Source organism: Shewanella sp. 10N.286.52.E4 (assembly GCF_041468785.1).
Taxonomy (GTDB): domain Bacteria; phylum Pseudomonadota; class Gammaproteobacteria; order Enterobacterales; family Shewanellaceae; genus Shewanella; species Shewanella electrodiphila.
Genome location: NZ_JBFRJJ010000022.1, coordinates 15348 through 38181 on the forward strand (window position 1 = coordinate 15348; position 22834 = coordinate 38181).

The 22834-nt window shown below is 39.4% G+C and carries 22 protein-coding genes; 8 read left to right on the forward strand and 14 right to left on the reverse strand.

The window, feature by feature from the left end:
- The first annotated feature begins 185 nt into the window (after positions 1-185).
- Complete coding sequence (locus tag AB4153_RS11755; RefSeq protein ID WP_241906465.1) at positions 186-680, forward strand: CPBP family intramembrane glutamic endopeptidase; 495 nt, start codon at positions 186-188, stop codon at positions 678-680.
- Positions 681-761: 81 nt separating this feature from the next.
- On the opposite strand, the gene AB4153_RS11760 is transcribed toward AB4153_RS11755, so the two are convergent.
- Entirely contained in the window at positions 762-1163 is a 402-nt protein-coding gene (locus AB4153_RS11760) for a PilZ domain-containing protein (protein WP_303512733.1), read from the reverse strand.
- A 190-nt stretch (positions 1164-1353) separates the two neighbouring features.
- Between AB4153_RS11760 and AB4153_RS11765 the strand changes: the two genes are divergently transcribed.
- Together AB4153_RS11765 and AB4153_RS11770 are read left to right on the forward strand one after the other, a co-directional pair.
- Positions 1354-1869 (forward strand): hypothetical protein, encoded by a 516-nt coding sequence (locus AB4153_RS11765; RefSeq protein WP_303512731.1) that lies wholly within the window; start codon positions 1354-1356, stop codon positions 1867-1869.
- A gap of 28 nt (positions 1870-1897) precedes the next feature.
- A complete protein-coding gene (locus tag AB4153_RS11770; protein WP_303512728.1) occupies positions 1898-2317 on the forward strand; it encodes an MmcQ/YjbR family DNA-binding protein in 420 nt (139 codons plus the stop codon).
- A 21-nt stretch (positions 2318-2338) separates the two neighbouring features.
- On the opposite strand, the gene AB4153_RS11775 is transcribed toward AB4153_RS11770, so the two are convergent.
- A complete protein-coding gene (locus AB4153_RS11775; protein ID WP_303512726.1) occupies positions 2339-3013 on the reverse strand; it encodes a flagellar brake protein in 675 nt (224 codons plus the stop codon).
- A gap of 248 nt (positions 3014-3261) precedes the next feature.
- Here AB4153_RS11775 and AB4153_RS11780 point away from each other — a divergent pair, with 248 nt between their 5' ends.
- On the forward strand, positions 3262-3822 hold the full coding sequence (locus AB4153_RS11780) for a CBS domain-containing protein (RefSeq protein WP_371997534.1): 561 nt from the start codon (positions 3262-3264) through the stop codon (positions 3820-3822).
- 388 nt (positions 3823-4210) lie between these two features.
- On the opposite strand, the gene AB4153_RS11785 is transcribed toward AB4153_RS11780, so the two are convergent.
- A complete protein-coding gene (locus AB4153_RS11785; protein WP_371997536.1) occupies positions 4211-4891 on the reverse strand; it encodes a fumarylacetoacetate hydrolase family protein in 681 nt (226 codons plus the stop codon).
- 75 nt (positions 4892-4966) lie between these two features.
- The gene (locus AB4153_RS11790; protein ID WP_371997537.1) at positions 4967-5725 is read right to left on the reverse strand and encodes a sterol desaturase family protein; all 759 of its coding nucleotides are present in this window, start codon (positions 5723-5725) and stop codon (positions 4967-4969) included.
- Positions 5726-5862: 137 nt separating this feature from the next.
- Between AB4153_RS11790 and AB4153_RS11795 the strand changes: the two genes are divergently transcribed.
- Positions 5863-7737 (forward strand): winged helix-turn-helix domain-containing protein, encoded by a 1875-nt coding sequence (locus tag AB4153_RS11795; RefSeq protein WP_371997539.1) that lies wholly within the window; start codon positions 5863-5865, stop codon positions 7735-7737.
- 103 nt (positions 7738-7840) lie between these two features.
- Here AB4153_RS11795 and AB4153_RS11800 read toward each other — a convergent pair whose 3' ends face one another.
- Genes AB4153_RS11800 through AB4153_RS11810 form a run of 3 tightly spaced genes read right to left on the reverse strand, consistent with a single transcriptional unit; the run spans position 7841 to position 10192 of the window.
- Positions 7841-8851 (reverse strand): succinylglutamate desuccinylase/aspartoacylase family protein, encoded by a 1011-nt coding sequence (locus AB4153_RS11800; RefSeq protein WP_102529173.1) that lies wholly within the window; start codon positions 8849-8851, stop codon positions 7841-7843.
- Positions 8851-9756, reverse strand: coding sequence for a 30S ribosomal protein S6--L-glutamate ligase (gene rimK / locus AB4153_RS11805; protein ID WP_102529174.1), 906 nt, complete (start codon positions 9754-9756; stop codon positions 8851-8853). Before rimK ends, AB4153_RS11800 begins: the two co-directional genes overlap by 1 nt.
- A 4-nt stretch (positions 9757-9760) precedes the next feature.
- The gene (locus tag AB4153_RS11810) at positions 9761-10192 is read right to left on the reverse strand and encodes a RimK/LysX family protein (protein ID WP_102529175.1); all 432 of its coding nucleotides are present in this window, start codon (positions 10190-10192) and stop codon (positions 9761-9763) included.
- Between the two features lie 532 nt (positions 10193-10724).
- Here AB4153_RS11810 and AB4153_RS11815 point away from each other — a divergent pair.
- The 3 genes from AB4153_RS11815 (at position 10725) to AB4153_RS11825 (ending at position 14804) form a co-directional block, all read left to right on the forward strand.
- On the forward strand, positions 10725-11396 hold the full coding sequence (locus tag AB4153_RS11815; protein WP_371997542.1) for a DUF2461 domain-containing protein: 672 nt from the start codon (positions 10725-10727) through the stop codon (positions 11394-11396).
- Positions 11397-11809: 413 nt separating this feature from the next.
- Positions 11810-13168, forward strand: a complete 1359-nt coding sequence (locus AB4153_RS11820) for a BamA/TamA family outer membrane protein (protein WP_371997543.1) — start codon at positions 11810-11812, stop codon at positions 13166-13168.
- Positions 13169-13445: 277 nt separating this feature from the next.
- Positions 13446-14804 (forward strand): RsmB/NOP family class I SAM-dependent RNA methyltransferase, encoded by a 1359-nt coding sequence (locus AB4153_RS11825; protein ID WP_371997544.1) that lies wholly within the window; start codon positions 13446-13448, stop codon positions 14802-14804.
- A gap of 134 nt (positions 14805-14938) precedes the next feature.
- Here the strand turns inward: AB4153_RS11825 and rfbD are convergent, their stop codons facing one another.
- The 7 genes from rfbD to AB4153_RS11860 form a co-directional block, all read right to left on the reverse strand.
- Complete coding sequence (gene rfbD / locus AB4153_RS11830; RefSeq protein WP_371997545.1) at positions 14939-15841, reverse strand: dTDP-4-dehydrorhamnose reductase; 903 nt, start codon at positions 15839-15841, stop codon at positions 14939-14941.
- Entirely contained in the window at positions 15838-16434 is a 597-nt protein-coding gene (gene rfbC, locus AB4153_RS11835) for a dTDP-4-dehydrorhamnose 3,5-epimerase (protein WP_371997546.1), read from the reverse strand. Before rfbC ends, rfbD begins: the two co-directional genes overlap by 4 nt.
- Positions 16427-17335: a glucose-1-phosphate thymidylyltransferase RfbA gene (gene rfbA, locus AB4153_RS11840; protein ID WP_371997547.1), complete on the reverse strand. Its 909-nt coding sequence runs from the start codon at positions 17333-17335 to the stop codon at positions 16427-16429. The genes rfbC and rfbA overlap by 8 nt, the downstream gene beginning before the upstream one ends.
- Positions 17335-18399 (reverse strand): dTDP-glucose 4,6-dehydratase, encoded by a 1065-nt coding sequence (rfbB, locus tag AB4153_RS11845; protein ID WP_371997548.1) that lies wholly within the window; start codon positions 18397-18399, stop codon positions 17335-17337. Before rfbB ends, rfbA begins: the two co-directional genes overlap by 1 nt.
- A gap of 143 nt (positions 18400-18542) precedes the next feature.
- Positions 18543-19898, reverse strand: coding sequence for a phosphoglucosamine mutase (gene glmM, locus AB4153_RS11850; protein WP_371997549.1), 1356 nt, complete (start codon positions 19896-19898; stop codon positions 18543-18545).
- A 482-nt stretch (positions 19899-20380) separates the two neighbouring features.
- Positions 20381-21025 (reverse strand): adenylyl-sulfate kinase, encoded by a 645-nt coding sequence (gene cysC / locus AB4153_RS11855; protein ID WP_371997550.1) that lies wholly within the window; start codon positions 21023-21025, stop codon positions 20381-20383.
- Between the two features lie 26 nt (positions 21026-21051).
- Positions 21052-22779 (reverse strand): SLC13 family permease, encoded by a 1728-nt coding sequence (locus AB4153_RS11860; RefSeq protein WP_371997551.1) that lies wholly within the window; start codon positions 22777-22779, stop codon positions 21052-21054.
- Positions 22780-22834 lie beyond the last annotated feature (55 nt).

The following is a 22834-nucleotide window of genomic DNA, read 5'->3' on the forward strand; positions in this document are numbered from 1 at the left end:
CACTACTAGCTTTAGATAACCATTCTTATGTTCTGCACTCACTAACCAGATGGCTTTTTATCTACGGCCCTTTTGTTTTTTTCACTTTGTACATCTTTCGAGATGAGCCTGTTTTAGCCGTGTTAGGGCTCAATTCTGATCGCAAAGACTGCTACTTAACCTCCGCCTTATTATGTTGCGTTCCTATGACGCTCGGTTACGCTTATTTATCGACAGACTTAAACCTATCTATCGCGGCAGTAATAACAGGATCGGTTTACCCTGCATTGTTTGAAGAGATTATTTTTAGAGCCATTTTATTTGGTCTACTATTTCGGGTTTGTAAATGGGGCTTTATTCCTGCAGCAATAACCACTTCACTGATTTTTGGTTTTGGACACCTTTACCAAAGCCATGATGTCATATCTGCATTGATGTTGTTTGCTTTTATGGCTGTCGCTGGTTCTTGGTTTGCTTGGCTCTATTGTGAGTGTGGTTACAGCATTTGGTACCCTATGTGGATGCATCTTTTTATGAACGCCACTTACGGTATTTTTGGTATGTCAGGTGGTGCAATGGGAGAAGCTAGCGCCAACATATTTAAAGGCCTAACCATTGTTTTGAGCCTTGTTTACGTTTATTGGTTAATAAAAAAAGGAAAGCCAAGAGCGGTGACAAAACAGCGCCTCTGGAAAAGCTAATATAGCTAAGCTAATACAGTAAAATCAGCTAATTAAACGATAAAACAATGACTCGCAGCCTAATACTGTTAAACCTAAGCATTAGGCTATTTTTGCAAAATAACTTAGCGTGTAACGCAAGTTAATCAATGATGCCAAATTGAGATAATTATTGTTCTGCCATATTAATGCCATATGAACAATTTTCTCTATTTCAGTTTCTTGTTCATTCAAAAACTGGCACCCCAATGCGGTGCCATCATCCGAGGGCTTCACATTGCAAATCCTTGCCTTTACCCTGATGGTCTCTTGCTCGTTTTCAGCGACTTCTATGACGATTTCTTCACCTTCATTTAATCCTTTCTTTTGCTGCTCCAGTTCAAGCTGGCACCCTGATAAAGAAACATCTGTCATTGACCCAGATAATTGAACAGTTGTAGTGCAAATTTTCATTGATAAGTCTGTCAACACACGTTTAGTCGAACGCAAATTATGAATGATCATTTTACCCTTCAAGTTAAACCGTACTTAAAACCCATAATAATTATCAACAAATAATCACCTTCTTTATTGATTTAGCTCCGGTTGATTTACTTGAGATTGATTTAACTTATGTAAAACCGCATTGTGAATATCAACTATCATGATTTAAAGCGAGTGTACGGTGCTAATTTAGTCAGAGAGGGAGTATCTTATGAAGCAATTAACAAACTTAAATTTAGGTTTTATTGAATTCCCTTCATTCAATACAGAGGCTCCGTTAATTACAACCTTTCGTATTCACTCTTATGTTAACTTACTGATTATATTATGCTCTATTTATTCAAGTAGCATCTATGCTACTACGATTAATCTTGAAAAATATATAGGGGGATATAGTACTGAACTTGCAGGAAAACCTGCTCTTACATTTAAATTCACTGATATAAATAGTGATGATTATTGCAATATCATCACTACCGAAGAGCATATGTTTAGTTCAAATAACCTGCTAGAAAATATAAATTTAAGTGAAAAGAATTTTTACTTAGATTGTGAAGTAGACGGCCAGTTTTATATGCTCTCTAATCATTACCGTACCTATGCACAGGTGTTAATAAAACAACCTGATATAAAGTTCCCTATGTCGATGCATATTGAAGCTAAACTGGTTACGATAAACGGTGAGTACCTTAATGTAATAAGCGGTGATATATCACTTAGGAAATAATCTAATCAGCTAAATTTTGGAATATATTATGGAGTTTGATCAAGTTAGAGCCTATTTACTCTCGAAGCCATTCACTACAGAAAGCTTTCCTTTTGGCGAAGGAGCCCATGTATTTAAAGTAAACTCGAAAATGTTTGCATTAGTTGGCTGGCGTAAGAATGCTTTGATGATTAACCTTAAATGCGATCCTGATGAATCTTGTGCTTTACGGGATATTTTCAACTCAATTACCACTGGTTATCACATGGATAAAAAACACTGGATTTCAGTTTATTACCCAAATGATGTTGAAAATCAGAGAATAATAGAAAGTTCAGTTGCAAATAACTCTGCACCAATTAATCTAGTGCCCGCTGGTGAGTTAGAAAGGATAATTGATAATTCATTTATGTTAGTAGTCAGTAAGATGGCTAAAAAAGAACAAACATCGATATTGCTTCACATGTAATCTAGATTCTTTCTTAACTAATTACTTTTCAGCTAAGAGAGCTATATGAACCAGTTTTTCTACCTGTTTATCTTGTTCGCTAATAAACTGACAGCCTAATTTAATCCCTTCTTCTGAAGTTTTTGCGTTACAAATACGGGCTATGAGTGAGATTTGGGGTTCATCATCTCCATCAACATAAATATTAATAGTTTCACCTTCGACAAGTTCATCTTGCCCCCCTTCACTGACTTCTACGTGGCAGCCTGTCAGTGAGACATCTGTTAACTGTGCTCCCCAAGACTCCTCTTTTATTTTTATACTTGCGGTGAGCTCTGTTAACACACGTTTAGTCGAACGCAAATTATGAATGATCATTTTATCAGGAAAGTTAAGTGCCATCATTCTTGTTGGCGTGCTCAAGGTTTGTTTTATTGTTGATGAAAATGCAATAACAGATGCTTCGTGACCTTCAACTAGCCCTCTAACAATGACTTCACTCCCCTGAACAAAATATTGGCCAAAGTTACCTAATTTATTAGAGTCAGGAAATTGAATTAATATAAATTGCTCAGGTAAGTAGCCTATAAAAATGGTTCTAAACCGACCTTTCTGCCCTGCTGGACTGACGATATCAATATTAACTGACGTGCCTGCCAGTAAATACTTAAACTCCTTCGATAATCCATCTTTGCTAGTGATTTGTTTGGTCGGCATTTTGTCGTCCTTGCGTTATTACCCACTAGAATGTTAGCACAAAATTTAACATGCACAACAGTAGCTTAACCTAAATTAATTGTTCTTCATGTACTTGCTTCACTTGCATCCACAGGTCTATTGTTATTAACACAAGGTTAAGGTTTTTTGATGTTAAACATATAAAGGACGTTGCACCAATCCTGAATAATAGCGGTCGCTACTTTCAGTAACCTAAGCCGTTTACATAGCGTAACGGAACAAAACACATGAGAAATTTAGAATTATTTAGTACAGCATCTATCGATCACCTTTTATGGTCATCAGAGTCAACAACACCCAATTTAGACTCTTCAGCTTTAGAGATTTTTACTGATTTTGATGTATCTAGACCCATCATTATTGATGCCTCTACCAGTGCAGTTGGTACAGCTAAAATCATGGAAAAAACTCACGCATATATGCGCTTGGTCGTGGATAAAAATGATAAATTTCTGGGTATCATTACCCAACAAGAACTATCTCATCACAATCTGATGCTCACAGCTAAGCGTCTCTCTTTAACGATTGATGAGTTATTGGTAACTGAAGTTATGGTGCCAAGAGAAGAACTACAAGCTTTTGATTACAATCAAATATCAACAGCAAAAGTGAGTGATATTGTTCGATTACTGCAAGAGAATAACCTTCACCACATGCTGGTAATCGATCAAGAATTGCATCACATCAGAGGATTAATTGCAGCAAGTGATCTGGCAAGAAAACTCAATCAACCTATAGAAATTCACAAGCGCCCATCGTTTAGCCAGATATTTGCCCAATCGAATTAGACATTAGTTATTAAGCATTACCATAAGATTTATAATTAAACATCGCTAACGGCATAATTGGTGTTCATACATAATTATCAACATCGATTTTTGCCTGTTTGCTTAGCTTAATATCGCTCATTTTCAGCCTTTTCAATCAGATCTCTGCGCAGTGATCTTTTGCGGCGTACATGAAGTAAACCCAAGCTTACACTCACCACTTTGCTACACTTTTATGGGCGGCAATAGCTAGGCTTTCAACCTTGCCCTTTATATCTTCAGCTAAAACAACAATATCTGTTATGAGTGTCATAACAGGTGATTGCAAACTTTTAAGCGCTATAACGACAAACAACATCAGTTAGGCGCACGCAAACATGGGCTATCGTGCCAGCTAAATTAAATCAAACTATTCTGCGACCCATGACTGACATATCATAGGTTGAGCTTTGTTAAGGTCTGCTAATAATTGCTCATAAGAATGGTATTCAATGCCAGGCCAAAGCTTCACTTCAAAAACTGCACCTTTAGTGACCTCTCCGACTCCTTTTGGCGTACCTGTCATCACAATATCACCATCAACCAATGACATAAACTCGCTAATAGAACGGTGGATCTGATCAACCGAATACATCATCAAATCACTATGGCCTAATTGAATCAGTTCATCATCAATCGTGAGCATAAAGCAAAAACTCGCATTCGCCTTGAGTGATGATGTCGATAAACTGATAAATTGGCTAAATATTGCTGAGCCGTCAAATGCCTTAGCACGCTCCCAGGGTAATTGCTGACTTTTAAGGCTTGATTGTAAAGCACGTTTAGTAAGATCCAACCCAAGCCCTACTGCAGCAAACTGACCATTTTCCACTTTAAAGCAAAGCTCTGTTTCATAATGAATCGGCTCTTGTATAAATGACGGCAGACTTTGACCAATGGCTGAGTTCGGTTTAACAAATACCACCATATCTGAAGGGATTTCGTTACCTAACTCTCGGATATGATCGACGTAGTTGCGCCCTACGCATACGATTTTAGACGGGGTAAAAGATGCTTCACCCCCATTTTGTTCAATTACTTGTAATGTCACTTAGCATCCTTATCATTGCATTCAGCTTTATATTATTGAAATATAAACATAAAAACCACCTATAAAAAGTCATCTTTATTTACTTTTCAATGAGTTTATATCTTGGAACGTTAACATCTGTGGCAGCTTTCTCGAAGCTCCATCAAAAAAACCAATTTCCTTAGCAAACGTTTTAGGATTATTGAACGTGCCAAAAATAATATCAAAGATGGGTAAATCAGAATAATTGAAAGCATGCACGCCTTTTTCATGGTGCACTGAATGGCTTTCAGGCCTTTGTATGATGTACCCGAGCCATTGGGGTGTATTAATATTGAGGTGAGGAAAAATAGCTAACACCATAGTGCTATAAAAAAACCAAGTTGTTGCTTCTGGCGATAAGCCAACAAAGATATTCAGAGCTATACTTCCAATCAAAGTAAAGCCAATCATGTCGAAGGGACTAAAGTAAAAAGCGCCAAAACTATCAAGCCGCTCAGCACTATGATGCATCTGGTGAAATATTCGCCACAGGCTTTGATATTTATGCATTGCCTTATGCCAAATATAAATCAATAACTCGAAAATTAAGATGGCGAAAATAGTACCAAGAAAAGAGTTCCGGTCATCTAAATTAGCTATCTGAAACGGTTTTAAGTATGGGTCAATCAATAATGGCAGGTAGCTAGATAGCAAAAAATAAAAACTAAATACGGCTAAAGATATCGGGATCCAACCCGTCACTTTCGGCAGTTTTCGTGCAGGGAAGCTAATTTCAATCACAATTAATGTGCCGTATATCGCTAGCAGCGTGAGCGATACGGGATCTAGAATAAGTTCAGTTAATGTCGGCATAGTGTTAGTCCTTTTCACTGGCGAATTGAACTTCTAGTATTAATTAGCGGTGCTAAACAACATGAAGATTGGATAATCTTTAGCTAATTATTTGTTCACATTTCTGTCGACAAACAGATTCAGGATGAAAACTCATTGTGATTTATCGATATAACCAAACAGAAATCGATCTCATTCAATTCGAAATCCGTATTGATGGGAACGTTATTGCTGTAGAACCTAAAGTATTCGATTTGATCGTATACTTAATTGAGAATCGTCAAAGGGTTATTTCAAGAGATGAGTTATTTCGAAATATTTGGGCAAATAGAGAAGTTTCAGATACGACCTTAAGTAACCATATTAAAACCGCTCGCAATGTATTAGGTGATGATGGTGAAAGGCAGCAAATTATCAACACAATACGCTCAAGAGGTTATCAGTTTATAGCTCAGATTGAAGAAAACCCAAAGCAAATATCATTTAACGTACAACCTTCTAGTTTAAGCAATAAAGTACCTATACTGGCCACTCTCTACCATCGTAAGTGGGAATGGCTAATGACTTTATTAGTCACAGTGATAATCCTTACTTTCTGGTTTTATTATCAAAAAACTGGCACAAAAAGTCACGAACCAATACTGTTAGTTGTGCCCTTCTCAACAATTACGAACAATGAAAGCTGGGTGCCTTTTACCGAACAAATGACCCGAGAAATCATTCAAGATCTCAGAAAAATTGAGGGTATTACAACTCTCCCACCACCAACTTCCTTCACCTTTAGCAATAATAAAATTCGAAGTCATATTCTGAACAAACTACCTCAAATAGAATATGTATTAGACGGTGCTGTGAGCGAGAGTGTCAATGGTCAAGTACGTGTAACTGTTGAACTTGAGAACATTCAAACAAAGGAACTCATCTGGGTAAATGATTTTGACATCAGCTCGGATAGTCTCAATATATTTGCTGTGCAGGCAAAAATAGCAACATTGGTCTCAGACACATTGAAAGTTATGGTACTTTCACAACAAAAAAAGCAACTAGCATCACCGCCAACCGAAAATATGCAAGCCTATCAGTTTTACATTAAAGGGCAGCACGCCTTGTCAAAAATGACGCTTTCCTCCACAGAGCAAGCGATTACAATGTTTAATCAGGCCATTGAACTAGACGCTAAGTTCGTCCAAGCTTACAAAGCAAAGTCAGATGCTTACAGGCTATTAATGACATTTTTTAAATCCCCAAAAAAAGTCATGCCCGATGTGATCAGTTCATCCTTACAAGTTCTTGCAATTAAACCAGATTCAGCACAAGTGCTTTCATCATTGGGTTTAGCTTACGTACACAACTGGCAATGGCAAGAAGCTTGGAACATGTTAAATAAGGCTAAACAACTTCAACCAGACTTAGCGACGACCGAACTAGGATTTGCATTATATTACGCAGCATTGGGGAATAAAAAAAAGTTGAAGCAAGCATTAGAGTCTGCCAATACCCTTGACCCCCTTAATTTAGAAATTGCAGAATGGGGGATGTGGGCGTTAATGATGGTCAATGATATAGAGGGTGCTATAGCCTGGGGAACAGAAAAGCATCGATTACTTCCTGAACAACCTTATCCTTTATTAAGTTTAGCCGTCGCAAAATATATAAATCAACAGGGACAAGAAAGCATCAAACTTTCTGAACAGGGAGTCTCTTTAAGTCTCAACGACTCATTACCTCTCGTATTATTAGCACAGTCCTATGCAGCATCAAATTTTGGTTCTAAAGCGCTTAATTTAGTCGCGCAAGCTCAATCAATGGACCAATATGTTTGTCCTTATGAAACAGCAGTTGTCTATGCCTTGTTAGACGACAAAGAATTGATGTTTCAGTACCTTGAAGATGCGGTTTACCATCAATCAAATTGTCTTATATTTAGTAGAAATGATCCGAGATTAGTTAAATACCATCAGGAAAAGAGATTTAAAGTTATCCTAAAAAAGGTAGGTTTAGATGATGAATCTATTAAAAAGTATCCTCAATAGCGAGCAAGCAACCAATAACGTTATTTGTACGCATATAGCAATAAGCCACTGAATAGAAATAACTAATCAGTGGCTCATAAAGGATTAATCCTAGGTAATTCTGTTAAGCGTAAGTTGAAATAAACTCGTCTAAGTGCTCGTTAGCTATTTCAATATCATCACCAACAAACTGCGCAATATGAAACAGCGCCTCACCTTCATTGGCAACTGGAATGTTTGTCAGTCCAATAATGATGCCATCTGTTGGCGATCTTAATTCGGTTACTTCGCTGCCGAACGGGTTGACCACATTAGCCAGCAAACAACCTTTGCTTACCCGAGATCCAATTTTACGTTTCACATTCACTAAGCCATCCGCTTCACTTCTTAACCAATAACTTCGACTGGCATTAATCGAAGCGGTGGGTTTAAGCTTACTGCTTAGCATACCTAAATAGCGCATCACGTTAAGCACACCTGTGACACCCGATTTTATCGATAGCTCGCTAAAACGCAGTGCTTCACCAGCTTCATATAAAATACAGGCAATACCTTTATCATTAGCGTAGCCACGCATTGAGCCTTTTACAGATTTAGAGTCCATAATCACTGGCGCACCAAACGCCGTCGCCATTGCCATCATCGTTTCATCATCAGTATCACAACGGATCTGCGGAAAATTATCGCGATGGATTGCACCAGTGTGTAAATCAACAATATGAGTGGCCTTTGAAATCAACTCGCTCGAAAACAAATGTGCTAAACGACTCGCAAGCGCCCCTTTCGCACTACCAGGAAAACAGCGATTTAAATCGCGTCTATCTGGCAGATAACGAGACTGATGAATAAAGCCAAACACATTGACGATAGGAACAACCACCAAAGTCCCCGTTAAGGTTCTGATGCTCATCTTATCAATCAACCTGCGGCATATCTCAATACCATTTAACTCATCACCATGAATGGCGGCGCACACTAACAGCACAGGGCCAGGCTTTTTACTATGAAACACTTCAGCATGCAGCTCTAAAGGCGTGTCGTTATACAATTTTGCTGCGGGCAGTTTGATACTGGCACGTGTGCCAGCATCAATACTAAACTCACCAATGGTAAACGCTTCACGCTTTGGCGCCATTAACCAATACCTTTGGTTTTGGTGCTGCTTGGCTTGGCATTTTTCTCTATAAACTGAATAATTTTTTCAGCCACATCAATGCCTGTAGACTGCTCTATGCCTTCAAGACCTGGAGATGAATTAACCTCCATCACTAAAGGACCATGTTTTGAACGTAAGATGTCTACACCAGCCACATTTAACCCCATGGTCTTAGCTGCTCGAATTGCGGTTGAACGCTCTTCTGGTGTTAACTTAACAACTGTAGCGCTGCCGCCTCGATGCAGGTTAGAGCGAAACTCGCCTTCAGCGCCTTGACGTTTCATTGCTGCAATCACTTTATCGCCAATAACAAAACAACGAATATCAGCACCACCAGCCTCTTCGATATATTCTTGCACCATGATATTGGCTTTAAGGCCCATAAAAGCTTCAATCACACTTTCAGCAGCTTTACGGGTTTCAGCTAAAACAACGCCAATTCCTTGGGTACCTTCTAGCAGTTTAATTACGCAAGGGGCACCGCCAACCATGTCTAATAAATCAGGTACATCTGCAGGTTTATTCGCAAAACCAGTCACTGGTAAACCGATGTTTTTACGTGACAACAATTGTAATGAACGTAATTTATCCCGCGAGCGAGAAATGGCTACCGATTCATTTAAGGGGTGTACACCCATCATTTCAAACTGACGTAATACTGCTGTACCGTAAAATGTCACTGATGCGCCAATACGCGGAATAACAGCATCAAATGTAGGCAACTCTTCACCACGCATATGAATGCTTGGCGCCATCATATTAATGTTCATATAACATGCTAACGGATCGATGATTTGAACATCATGACCGCGAGCAACCGCAGCTTCTCGAAGGCGACGAGTTGAATATAAATTCCCGTTTCGAGACATAATGGCAATGCGCATGGGCTTAGGCTCCTGTTAAGTATGATGCTGATGAGTCAACTAAGTAGCGTCCAGCTAGTGCTCTGCGACCTAATAGCATTCTAAATTGCATGTTGTCACGCTGTGTAAGCGTGAGTTCAATATCAAATTGTTGTTCGCCAATAATGATTGGCGTTTTAATGACATAGCGATGAGTAATATGACCACCTGAATCTTTTACATGGCGACGGTCAAACACTGCAAACTCACAAATCAATTCTCTATCTGACTCTTGCTCTGGGTGAAACCAGACTTTAATCCAGTCTTCACCTGCTTTTGTAAACGGTTTAATCCTGAAAGCGTGTAAACATGACGTCTTAGCACCGGAATCAACTTTCATATTGATCCGTTCATTGCCAAGTTCAGGAAACGTCGCCCATTCACACCAGCCAAGAATTTGTAATGCATTTTTTGTCATGTTCAAGCCTTTTTACAGAACCTTGTTTAATAGCGTTAAATTAGAAAAGCTAGAGTAGAATAAATGAGTTTGTTAGGTAATATCACCGTTCAAGCATCATCAACTTAAGCCAAAACAACAATTTAACAGAGTTAATATCGAGTTAAAAAATTACTCTCAATCAGTTTGGAAGCGCATAATACTCCTAAAGATTAAAAATACTACTAAAAAAATACAAATGATATAAAAAAACTATCACCAACAGTCGCTAACCTCATTAACGCTATATTCTCAAAGCGCCAAAAGTAGTAGCTAACTTTATATATTTCCTAAAAAAGTACACCTGTAACTTAAATTTGATGTTTTAACACTCAACATAAATCATCTCATTCGAGTATGAGTGTAGGCATAAGTCAGCCTTTATAATTGCGACTCATATACATCAACTGAATATAGCGAGTTAAGGTCATATATTGTCGAGTTAAAGCTAATCATAGATTGAAATTCAATGCCTTTATGGCACACTTTACCTTCATCATTTTTAGGACTTGTTATGTATACTCAGCAAAGTTTCGATTTTCTCACCTTACTTGCCAATAACAATGATCGTGAATGGTTTAAAACCAACCAACAAGATTATGAAGACAAAGTCAGAACCCCTACACTCAAATTTATCGAAGCAATGCAGGGCCCGATTTTAAATTTGTCCCCTCGCCTAACCGCAGTCCCTAAAAAAGTGGGCGGCAGTATGATGCGCCCCCAACGAGACAGCCGTTTTAGTAAAGACAAAAGCCCTTATAAGTTGAATGTTGGCATTCAGTTTAGACACTTTCAGGGTAAGGATGTTCATGCTCCAGGCTTATATTTACACTTAGCTAATGATGGCTGTTTTCTTGCTGCTGGCATTTGGCACCCTGAATCAAAGGCATTAAATGCAATTAGACATTGTATTGATGAAAACCCTAACGGCTATCAAAAAGCCTTACTAACGTTAGAAAAAGCAGGTTTTGAATTATCTGGTGATAGCTTAGTAAGGCCACCACGAGGTTTTGATAAAGCGCACCCTCTTATTGATGAACTAAAGCGTAAAGATTTTATTGCTATAAAGCCCATTACAATTGAACAAGTTTGCGCTAATGATTTTGTCGATTATTGCGCCCAAGAATTTAACAAGACCATCAACTTGATGAGTTACCTTTGCTTTGCACTCGATTTAGATTTTTAAATTAACGATTTGGTTCGGTGCAAGCCAATATGGAGCGCCGAGCCATTTAGTTTTTAATATGCTCCAGCTTTAATGTACTTCTTCTTTAATATTCCTTTTCTTTAATATACTTTTTCCTTTATATACAAGGCGATAAAGCTTGTTGAAAGAAAGAATAAGCAATTTCGACTGAACATTAATGTGTTTACGGTCATTTATACGGCTAACTAAGCTTTGTAAATTCCGCCGACAGTTCAAACATTGTCACACTGTGTTGCTGTGTGGCGATAATTGATTTCTAAGCTGTATCTTTCCGATATAACAATCTATATTATTCAATGTAATAGAAACAAATAATCAACAAAACACTTCCTTAGAACTCTCCCCTTTGAACTCGATAGCTTTTATGTTCGAAGAAACGACAGGGCTAGTAGATGATGAAACAATACCTCAGTACCGCCAAAGCGATAGCGATTCAGCAGCACATTTGTTTCATCAGCCTAATAGCCTTTACCGTGCTATTGACCCTACCTTCTGCCATAGCAGCACCTGCAAACGTCAAATCAGCAGTTAATCGCGTCGAAACCAAAGATACTGGGGTTGAGAAACTGATCCTCCCTTACGTATTTAGCACTGATTCTATGGGATTAAATTTGGGCGTGGGCGCCATGGTAAGTGGTTACCATCAAGAGCAAATGACCATTGGTGGTACCGTCTATGGCGGCGATGTCAGTTATGGTGCGGGCGCTGGCGTTTGGAATTACCGTTTACCTAAAACAGACCGATTTTTTATGAGCTTGGTCGGCTTTATGGGCTATTACCCGCAACAAAAAGCCTATGCTGGCGGAGCCGGTGAATACATTCCAGTTGGAACACCATTGCCAGGCAGCAATGACTCATCCAATGAGCAATTTCTACAAGCGGATGGCGCCTCAAATTGGTGGGATATAAAAATTGAATACACGCTACCTATCGGCGCAACACGTGATAAAAGCACTGTGACCTATGACTTAACTAGAGGCTTACTCACCTCTGAGCCCACTGGCGGCAGAGTGTGGAACCCGATGGAATCAGGCGCTACTGTTGCCGTACTAAGGCAATTTAACCGCTACGAAAGTTTTGAACTTGATGATGGTGAGCTTGATGGCGCAATTCACGCTATTGAGTTAGGGCTTTTATACGACAACACTGATTTTTCAATCAACCCCAGTTACGGTAGTAAACAGTATATCGCTATCTCTCATGATGCAGGTTGGTTCGAATCAGAAAAGCAATGGACCTTTATTGAGTTTGAAGCCAGTAAATACTTTTCATTTGGTGAGTCTGAATATGCCTCGCAACGTATTCTTGCAATGAATTTTTGGACAGGTTATTCGCCCACCTGGGAGCTTGAATACAACGATGAAGGCGGAAGAATTGTTACCAATAATGCACCTTACAGCGAAGGAGCAACCTTGGGCGGTTTTTATCGTATGCGCGGATTTGATAATAAACGCTTCCATGATAAAGCAGTGATTTATGGCAGTGCTGAGTACCGTTACACCCTGAAATACAATCCGATTGAAGACGTTAACTGGCTCAAGTTTCTTCGTTTAGACTGGTTCCAATTGGTTGGTTTTGTTGAAGCTGGTCGTGTCGGAGAGTCTTACACTAGCGATGAGCTACTAACTGACATGAAATACGATTATGGCGTATCACTAAGAGCATTAACCGCAGGGATTGTTGTAAGACTTGATGTTGCCCAATCAGATGAAAGCACTAATGCGTGGGTCATGGTCGATCATCCTTTTTAATTTTATTGGCATATATTTCTATGATTAAGGTATGTCATTAAGGTCTTGAATGAGTTCTGTCGTGTATCCTAGCTTGAACGCAAGCTAAAACGGACCTATTACATAACCGAAAACACAGTCATCTAACGATAAAGGTGGCTTGTTTTTCCACCGAATTTATTAAGCTCGACATAATCTCAGCGATAACTTTAATCCACTCTATTAGCCATGTTAAACTCACCTATTATTTTATTGATATGCGGCCGAGTAAACGCCTCATTCCTTTCTTGAGTGAACCATGAACCAAGCAGATATCCAAGCCAATACACCCGCTGAAAAAAGAGCTTTAAGTTATTCAGCTACCATCAAAAAACTGTTTGATGAAGTATTAGACACTAAAATGCCTGCGGATAGGATTGTGGCCAATTACTTCCGTGAGCATAAAAAGCATGGTTCAAAAGATCGCAGGGTGATACGTGAAACCTTATTCGGGTTATTTCGTTGGTGGGGTTGGCTTAAGCAGTTAGGCTCGCAACATGACGAGCAAACCTGGTACAAGATGCTCAGTGCATGTGCATTGTTAGAGCAGCATAACTGGCGTAACTTTGCTGATGCTTGGCAAGTGTTTGCTGAGCTATCAGATATTCAACTAGAGAGCATAACTGCCCATATAGCCTCTATTGAGATAGCAAATACTGACTCAGTAGTTGGTAAAAATCAGCTACTCAATAAGCTATTTACTCATTTTGAATTCACTGAAACTCAATTACTACCTGATTGGTTTTGGGAAGTTTGCCCTGTTGAAAATCAAAAGGCACAAATACAACTAATAGAAGCCATGAGTGCTAGACCACCTATTTGGGCTAGAGTACAAGGTTATGACACTCATAAAGCTTTAGCTGAACTTCAACAAGCTGAAATTAATGCTACTTCAAGTGAATTCTTTAACGATGCAATTAGCTTAGGCAGTAAAAGCATTAACTTGAATGAAGTTAAACTGTATAAAAATGGCCAGTTGGAAATTCAAGACTTAGCCTCACAAGTCATCGGAAATATTTGTCAACCAAAAACAGATGAAAACTGGTGGGATACCTGCAGTGGTGCAGGCGGTAAAACCTTACAGCTTAGATCATTGATGATGCAAGATGCACCAAACGCTACTTCGACTGGTAGCATAATATCATCAGATATTCGCTCTAAAGCATTAGAGGAGCTAAACAAACGTGCCAAAAGAGCAGGTTTTAACAACATCTCAATTGCGCGTTGGAAATCAGAAGCATTACCAGTTGAAACTAACCATTTTGATGGAGTATTAGTTGACGCACCTTGCAGCTGCACAGGTACTTGGCGCAGAAACCCTGACATGCGCTGGATTGATGATAGAAGTTGTGTCGATGATAAACCTGAGCTTCAGTTAGATATTCTCACCCGTAGCGCCAAAGCAGTTAAATCTGGTGCAACTCTGGTTTATGCTACCTGTTCTTTATCCCCTCTTGAAAATGAAGCCGTGGTTGAAGCATTTTTAGCAAACAATAAAGAATTCTCGCTTGAAACGATTACTCATCCATTTACGCTGCAGCAAAAAAACATGCTAACAGTGTGGCCTTATGAAGCCAATAGTGACGGCATGTTTGTCGCGAAAATGGTGAAGCGATAGCACGAGAGCGCTTTTTGCTTAAAATCTGATTTAAAAGCCTTTTTAGTTCACTTATTGCTCAGTTGAGTCATGTGGCTAAACAAGGCTTTTTTATTGGCCGTGACAACAAAAACAGTAAAAAACTGGTGTTCGAATTAGAGTTTTTCAACAAGCCGTTTTAAAGAGCAAGTCCAGTCAGGCTTTGTTATTCCCCAAACCTCTTTGATTTTTTGACAATCAAGCACTGAATATTTTGGCCGTATAGCTTTTGTATTAGCTTGCACAGCAAACGCCTCTGATGAAATGGCCACGACCTCAGGTTTAAAGGTGATTTTTTTCTGCTCTAAAGCTTCATCCAAAATCTGCTGGGTTAACTCAAACCAAGTCATGGCAGTATTACCACAATAATGAAATGTTCCCCAATCAACTTGCCCTGCTTCTATTGCCATCAACAGTTTAAATATTGCCGCAGATAAGTCATCTGCAAAGGTTGGGCAGCCTCGTTGATCTGAAATCATTGTTAACTTAGAAAGCTGCTTGGATAACCTGAGTATTGTTTTAGAAAAGTTATTGCCATACTGACTAATGAGCCAAGATGTACGGATAATAAGATGCTGCTTTAACGCAGCACTGATCAGTGCCTCACTTTGTAACTTGGTCTTGCCATAGGTATTAACAGGACAAGCTTCATCCGTTTCAAGGTAAGGCGTAACTGAATCACCATCGAATACATAGTCGGTAGATAGATGGATAAGTGGGATATTATGATGACTTGCCGTGTTAGCTAAATTGCGGGTACCAACAAGATTCACTTCTCGGCACAATTCAATATCAATTTCGGCTTGTTCTACATTCGTATAAGCCGCAGCATTAACAATAATGTCTGGTTTGAACATTGCCATATATCGTGACACTGAATCTGAATTACAAATATCAACATCAGATTTATTCGTTGACTGGAGTTCGAACCTAGCACTGAGAAGTGATGAGTTTTGTTTGAAATAGGCAATCAAGCTTTGGCCTAATTGACCATCAGCACCCACTAACCAAACCTTCACAGAACTAAATCCTTCGACATCTCACCCTTAAAAATCAAGGCTTTACGCACTAACTCTTCCAACGTTAAACCAAGCGTATCTTTGGTTGATAATATAGGATCTTTAATCGGCCAATCTATCGCCAAATCAGGGTCATTCCAAAGCAAGCAAACTTCATGTTGAGGCGCGTAATAATCAGTGCATTTATATTCAACATCCGCAAGCGAAGACAAAGTAACAAAGCCATGAGCAAACCCTTCAGGGATCCAAATTTGGCGTTTGTTTTCAGCCGATAGCTCAACACCAATCCACTTACCAAAACTCTCAGAGTCTTTACGAAGATCCACTGCCACATCAAAGATGCCTCCCCGAGTGACACTAATCAATTTTCCCTGAGGTTGTCGTCTTTGAAAGTGAAGGCCTCTTAGTACACCTTGTTTAGATTGCGATACATTACTTTGCACAAAAGGCTTATTAATATTTAACGCTTTTTGATAGCGCTCAGCTTGAAAACTTTCATAAAAGAATCCCCTGTCATCATTGAATACTTGTGGTTCGATAATATCGACACCTGCCAGTGATGTTGGAATGATTTTCATGCTGTTACTAGTCATATTTATTGCCATGTTCTTGTTCAATCAGCATCAGATAATCACCATAAGCCGTCTGCTGATGTCTTAAAGCTTGCTGCTTAACTTGTGCTACATCTATCCATTGGTTGATAAATGCAATTTCCTCTAAACAGGCGACTTTTAGCCCTTGACGTTTTTCTACTGTCTGCACAAAATGGCTGGCCTCTAACAAAGAGTCATGGGTACCTGTATCTAACCAAGCGAAGCCTCGACCTAAGATTTCAACATTCAATTTCTTCTTGTTCAAATAAGCAGAGTTCACATCTGTAATCTCTAGCTCACCTCTTTTAGAGGGCTTAATCGACCTAGCTATTCCAATAACTTCATTATCATAAAAGTACAAACCTGTAACGACATGATTTGACTTCGGTTTTAACGGTTTCTCTTCAATATCGGTAACTTGCCCTTCATCATCAAAACCTATTACTCCAAAACGTTCAGGGTCACTCACTCTATAGCCAAATATCGTCGCACCAGATGGTTTAGACACCGCTTTTTTAAGTTGCTCACTAAAGCTTTGGCCGTAAAAAATATTATCACCTAATACTAATGCGACATTACTATCACCGATAAATGATTCACCAATTAAAAAAGCTTGCGCGAGCCCATCTGGTGAAGCCTGTTCTTCATAACAAATCTTAATCCCGAATTGCTCGCCATTACCCAATAGTCGTTTAAAATTAGCAAGATCATCAGGGCTTGAAATGATTAATACATCTCGAATACCCGCCAACATAAGCACTGACAAAGGGTAATAAATCATTGGCTTATCATAAACAGGTAACAGCTGTTTAGAAGTGCCAAAGGTAATAGGATAAAGCCGGCTGCCACTGCCACCAGCAAGAATAATACCCTTATAAGCAGATGATTTAATGTGTGTCATTAGTTAGCATTCACTCTGTCAAATGGCTTTAATTGATAACCCTCATCCATTATATTTTGGCACCAATCTAAGTGGTTTAAATACCATTGTACTGTTTTTCGTAAGCCCGATTTAAAGGACTCTTTTGGCAGCCAACCAAGCTCTGAGTGTATTTTAGTGATATCAATAGCATAACGCACATCATGCCCTGGTCTATCTGTCACAAAGGTAATCAACTCGGCATATGATTTATGCTCGCCTTTACGTGGCGCCAACTCATCTAATAACGCGCAAACTTGGCTGACTACATCCAAATTAGTGATCTGATTTTGCCCGCCAATATTATACACTTGGCCTACTTTCCCTTGAGTGATCACCTTTAATAATCCATGAACATGATCATCAACATGCAGCCAATCTCGAACTTGTGAGCCATCACCATAAATAGGTAAAGGTTTGCCAGCTAGGGCATTTAAAATCATATGGGGAATGAGTTTTTCAGGGTATTGAAACTGGCCATAGTTATTTGAGCAATGACTTATTACAACAGGCAAACCATAGGTTCGATGCCATGCATTAACTAAATGATCAGAGGAAGCTTTTGAAGCCGAATAAGGTGAACTTGGCTTATAGGAAGTTAATTCATTGAATGCGGGTTCATCTTGGCTTAAATCACCATAAACTTCATCAGTGGAGATATGAATAAACCGAAAATTATCTTTATCTTGCTGATTTAAAGATAGCCAATAGTCTTTAGCTGCTTCTAATAACTTAAATGTGCCGACAATATTCGTCTCTATGAACGCTGAAGGACCATCTATGGAACGATCCACATGACTCTCTGCAGCTAAATGCATAACAGCTGTAGGTTTGAAGTCCGAAAATACTTGCTTCAAAGACTCAGAATCACAAATATTACCATGTACGAAGTGATATCTAGGATTTGATTCTACACTCTTTAAAGAGGCTAAATTGCCTGAATAACTTAATGCATCAAGGTTCACCACAGTTTCATTGGTTGTGTGTAAAATATGGCGAATTAGATTAACGCCAATGAAACCTGCACCACCAGTGATTAAAAACATAAATGTCCCTGTAACAGCGTAAAGTCGCGACTAATAAGCTTCGGATTATATCAAACAAAATAAAATGCCAGCGTACATTACGCTGGCATTTTGTAATTTTAATCGCTACAGAAGCAAATTAAAGCTGAATTATAATCTAACAATTAACCCGCAAGTTTAACTGCATCAGCAATACTTTGAGCTTGAGTCTGCGTCATCTCTTCACAAGTTGATTCAACCATAACGCGAATTAACGGCTCTGTGCCTGATTTTCGTAACAAGACGCGGCCATTATCACCCATTACGACCTCAGCAGCCTTAACAGCTGCTTGAACCTGCTCAGATGCAATAATTTCATCAGCGTTATCTGCTTTAAGGCGCACGTTAATCAAGATTTGCGGCAGTTTAGTCATCCCAGATTTGACTTCAGATAAGTTTTTACCTGAATCAATCAAAGCATTTAACACTTGAAGCGAAGCAACAATACCATCACCTGTGGTGGTATGTTTAAGGCTTAATATATGACCTGATCCTTCACCACCTAAAAGCCAACCGGTATTTTTAAGTTGCTCAACAACATAACGATCGCCAACTTTTGCACGAACAAAAGGAATATCCATTTCTTTAAGTGCTAACTCTAGCCCTAGGTTCGACATTAATGTACCAACGACACCGCCACTTAGTTCACCAGAAGTTTTAGCCGCTTGTGCCAAGATAAATAATATCTCATCACCGTCTACAGCGTGACCATTGTGATCAACAAACAACACCCTGTCGGCATCACCATCAAGAGCAATGCCCAAGTCAGCTTCATGAACCATGACAGCGGTTTGAAGACTATCTAAATGGGTTGCACCACAACGTTCATTAATATTTAAACCATCAGGCTTATCATTGATACTAATCACTTCAGCGCCAAGCTCAGCATACACTTCTTTAGCGATGTGGTATGCCGCGCCATTAGCTGAATCGACCACTATCTTGAGGCCCATTAATGACTTGTTTTTATCAAACGTGCCTTTACAGAATTCAATATAACGCCCTGCAGCATCGCTGATCCTACGTACTTTACCTAGCTTTGCAGAATCTACACACGTCATGGCGCCGTGATTAATCGCTTGATCAAGTAAATGCTCAATTTCTAACTCTTGCGCATCATTAAGCTTAGTGCCTGAATTTGAGAACAGCTTAATGCCATTGTCATAATAAGGGTTATGTGACGCACTAATCACTACTCCTGCGTCAGCACGGAACGTTGAGGTTAAATAGGCAATCGCAGGTGTGGGCATCGGCCCAACTAACGCACAATTAATACCCGCCGCCGAAAAGCCAGCTTGCATTGCCGTTTCAAGCATATAACCACTAATACGGGTATCTTTACCAATAATCACTTCTTTGGTACCAGCAGAGGCTAAAACCGTACCTGCCGCCCAACCTAACTTCATCGCAAACGATGGGTTAATCGGAAACTCACCCACTTTGCCACGCACCCCATCGGTGCCAAAATACTTACGAGACATTATCACTCCATTAAAAACTACAAGCTCATGGCCGACTGCTGATGGCACTTAACACATAGCTAACAGCTCACAGCTCTTTTAAAAAATCGAATGCTTTGATTCACTGTGGCTAAGTTTACCTAATTTTTAGCCAAGTTTAACCATATTTATTGACAGGACATCATTGAGTTCGAGTTATGTCGCACTAAATTTAATTTCAGTGACCGACGTAGCATTAGCTAAACAACTTATCTGTAGTTAACTTTGGCGCAATGTGGACATGACTCAACACGATGAAACAGGTCTTGCTAATGCCAGCGGCTTTATAGGCGAAGTTACAAAAGGCGCTGACATTAAGAGTTAAGATGAGGTTTGTTTGAGCTGAAGTGCTGTTAGCTGTTAGCTGTTAGCTGTTAGCTGTTAGTAATAAAATAAAATAACTTACTTCCCATAATGCAGATTCATTATGGGAATAGAATTAAACATCAAAATCCATCGACATATCACTTCACAGTGATGTAGTGATTAGCAATTAAATAGTTAATCACTTGCTTGGCGCAGGCTTCAATGTCTTTTTCGGCCGTTTTAACGTGGATTTCAGGCGTTAAAGGGATGTCATAATCCGAGTCGATACCTGTGAAGTGTTTAATCTCACCCGCTCGTGCTTTTTTATAAAGCCCTTTAGGGTCTCGCTGCTCGCAAATTGCAATAGGCGTATCAATAAACACTTCAATAAATTGTCCTTGATTAAGCTGCGCTCGCACCACTTCTCTGTCTTGTAAAAATGGCGAGATAAATGCTGTAGAAACAATCAATCCGGCATCCACAAATAGCTTTGACACTTCACCAATACGACGAATATTTTCAACTCGGTCAGTATCACTAAAACCTAAATCGCCATTTAAGCCGTGGCGAACGTTATCACCATCTAACACGTAGGTTTTACAGCCCAAATCATAAAGCATTTTATCTACAGCATTGGCGACGGTAGATTTACCAGAGCCACTTAACCCTGTAAACCACAACACCGCGGCGCTATGTCCATTGAGCTTGGCGCGTTCATCATTGCTAACACTAGTAAGGTGCCAGACAACATCGGTTGATTTTTCAGCGCTAACGTCAATAGACTGATAAGGCGTTTGTGACATGGTAAATCCTTGTAATACTTAAGTCGTTAAAAAGGAAAGAAATAAGGCACTGCCATAATAACAATCGCGCCATAAACTATACTGACGGGCAAACCAACTTTAATAAAGTCGTTAAACTTATACTGACCGGCGTTAAACACCATCAAATTGGTTTGATATCCATAGGGGCTAATAAAACTGCCACTGGCGGCAAATGCAACCGTCATCACAAACGGTAAGACATCGACCCCAAAACCCAACGCCACACTGTACGCAATTGGAAACATCAGTGCGGCTGCGGCATTGTTGGTGACAAGCTCCGTCATAAACCAAGTTAAAAAATATATAATAATCAATGCTAAGTAAACATGATTACTGTCAAATCCATCACTTATCCAATCACCCAACAAGCCCACAACACCGGCATTGGCCAATGCATGAGATAACAAAATAGCCGCTGAAACAATTAACCAAATATCAATGGGCAGCCTACGCATAATTTCATTAACGCTAATCGACTGAGATAAAATAAGACAGCCAAGTAAAATCACTAACCCTTGAAATAATTCAACCCATCCCAAAGCCGCTAACGCAACAGTAGAAACAAAACCTCCCACCGCTAACCACGCCCGCCAGCCATTTAATCTAACTTCAGTTTCAACACCACTCAAAAAGATAAAGTTTTTACTGATATTACGGCGAGATTTAAAATCTTCACCGACCGCAAGTACTAAAAAATCACCCGCTTTAATGCACACTTCACCTAACTTACCCGACACTTGCTCACCATCACGTCTAATCGCAACAACAGCAGCATCGAATAAGGCTCTGAAGCCAACATGTTTAAGTGTTTTTCTAATTAAAATGCTTTCAGGTCGCACAACCACTTCAGTTAAATTGGCGGTTGTCAGTTCATTTTGGTGAGCAAAGGTTTTAAGGCCCGAAAATTGAGCTAGTTGTTCAACTTTAGTTATGTCACCTGAAAAAATTAATCTGTCATCTTGCCTGAGTATTTCACTAGGAGAAACAGGGCTGATTAAACATCCATCACGCACCACTTCCACCAAAAATAATGACTCTAAATTGCGTAAGCCATTATTTTCGACAGTTCTTCCTATCAACTCAGAATGCTCGGTTATTTTGGCATCAATAAAATAGCCCTTACTACAATCCGACACGGGCGCATTTTCAGGTAAAAATCGAACAGAAAAGGCCAATACCCCACCACAACCAACAACCAATAAACAACCAATGGCTGTAAATGAGAAAAAAGATAACGATTGCCCTGCAGTATCCAAATAGAGACTGTTGATAATTAAATTAGTAGATGTACCAATCAGGGTTAATGTTCCCCCTAAAATGGCTGCATAGGACAAGGGCAGTAATAATCGACTAGCAAAATGGTGTGGGTTATTTCGAATCGGCGAAAGTAGTGTCGCCACGACCGCGGTATTATTTAACAAAGCAGAACTGATCGTTGTTAACGAAAACAGCCGAATAAAAGTAGCCTTGTAGCTTTTTAAAATCACTTTAGAGGCTATAAGGCGTAAGAGACGGGTTTTTTCTAATGCGAAAGAGCAAATGATCAATAACACTAAAGTGATCAGCCCAGGATTAGCAATACTAGATAACAGCTGTTGCTGGGTTACTAAGCCTGAAGCCACTAGTAGTAATAAGGTTACGCCAAAAACGGCGCCAGGCCGATTCTGAAAGCGCAATAATGCCACGATAGTGGCAACAAAAATAAATACTGTAACGTAGGCTTCAAATGACATATAACAATGGTTCACGCTAAGTAAATAATAGGAATAAGAACATCACTAAAGGAGA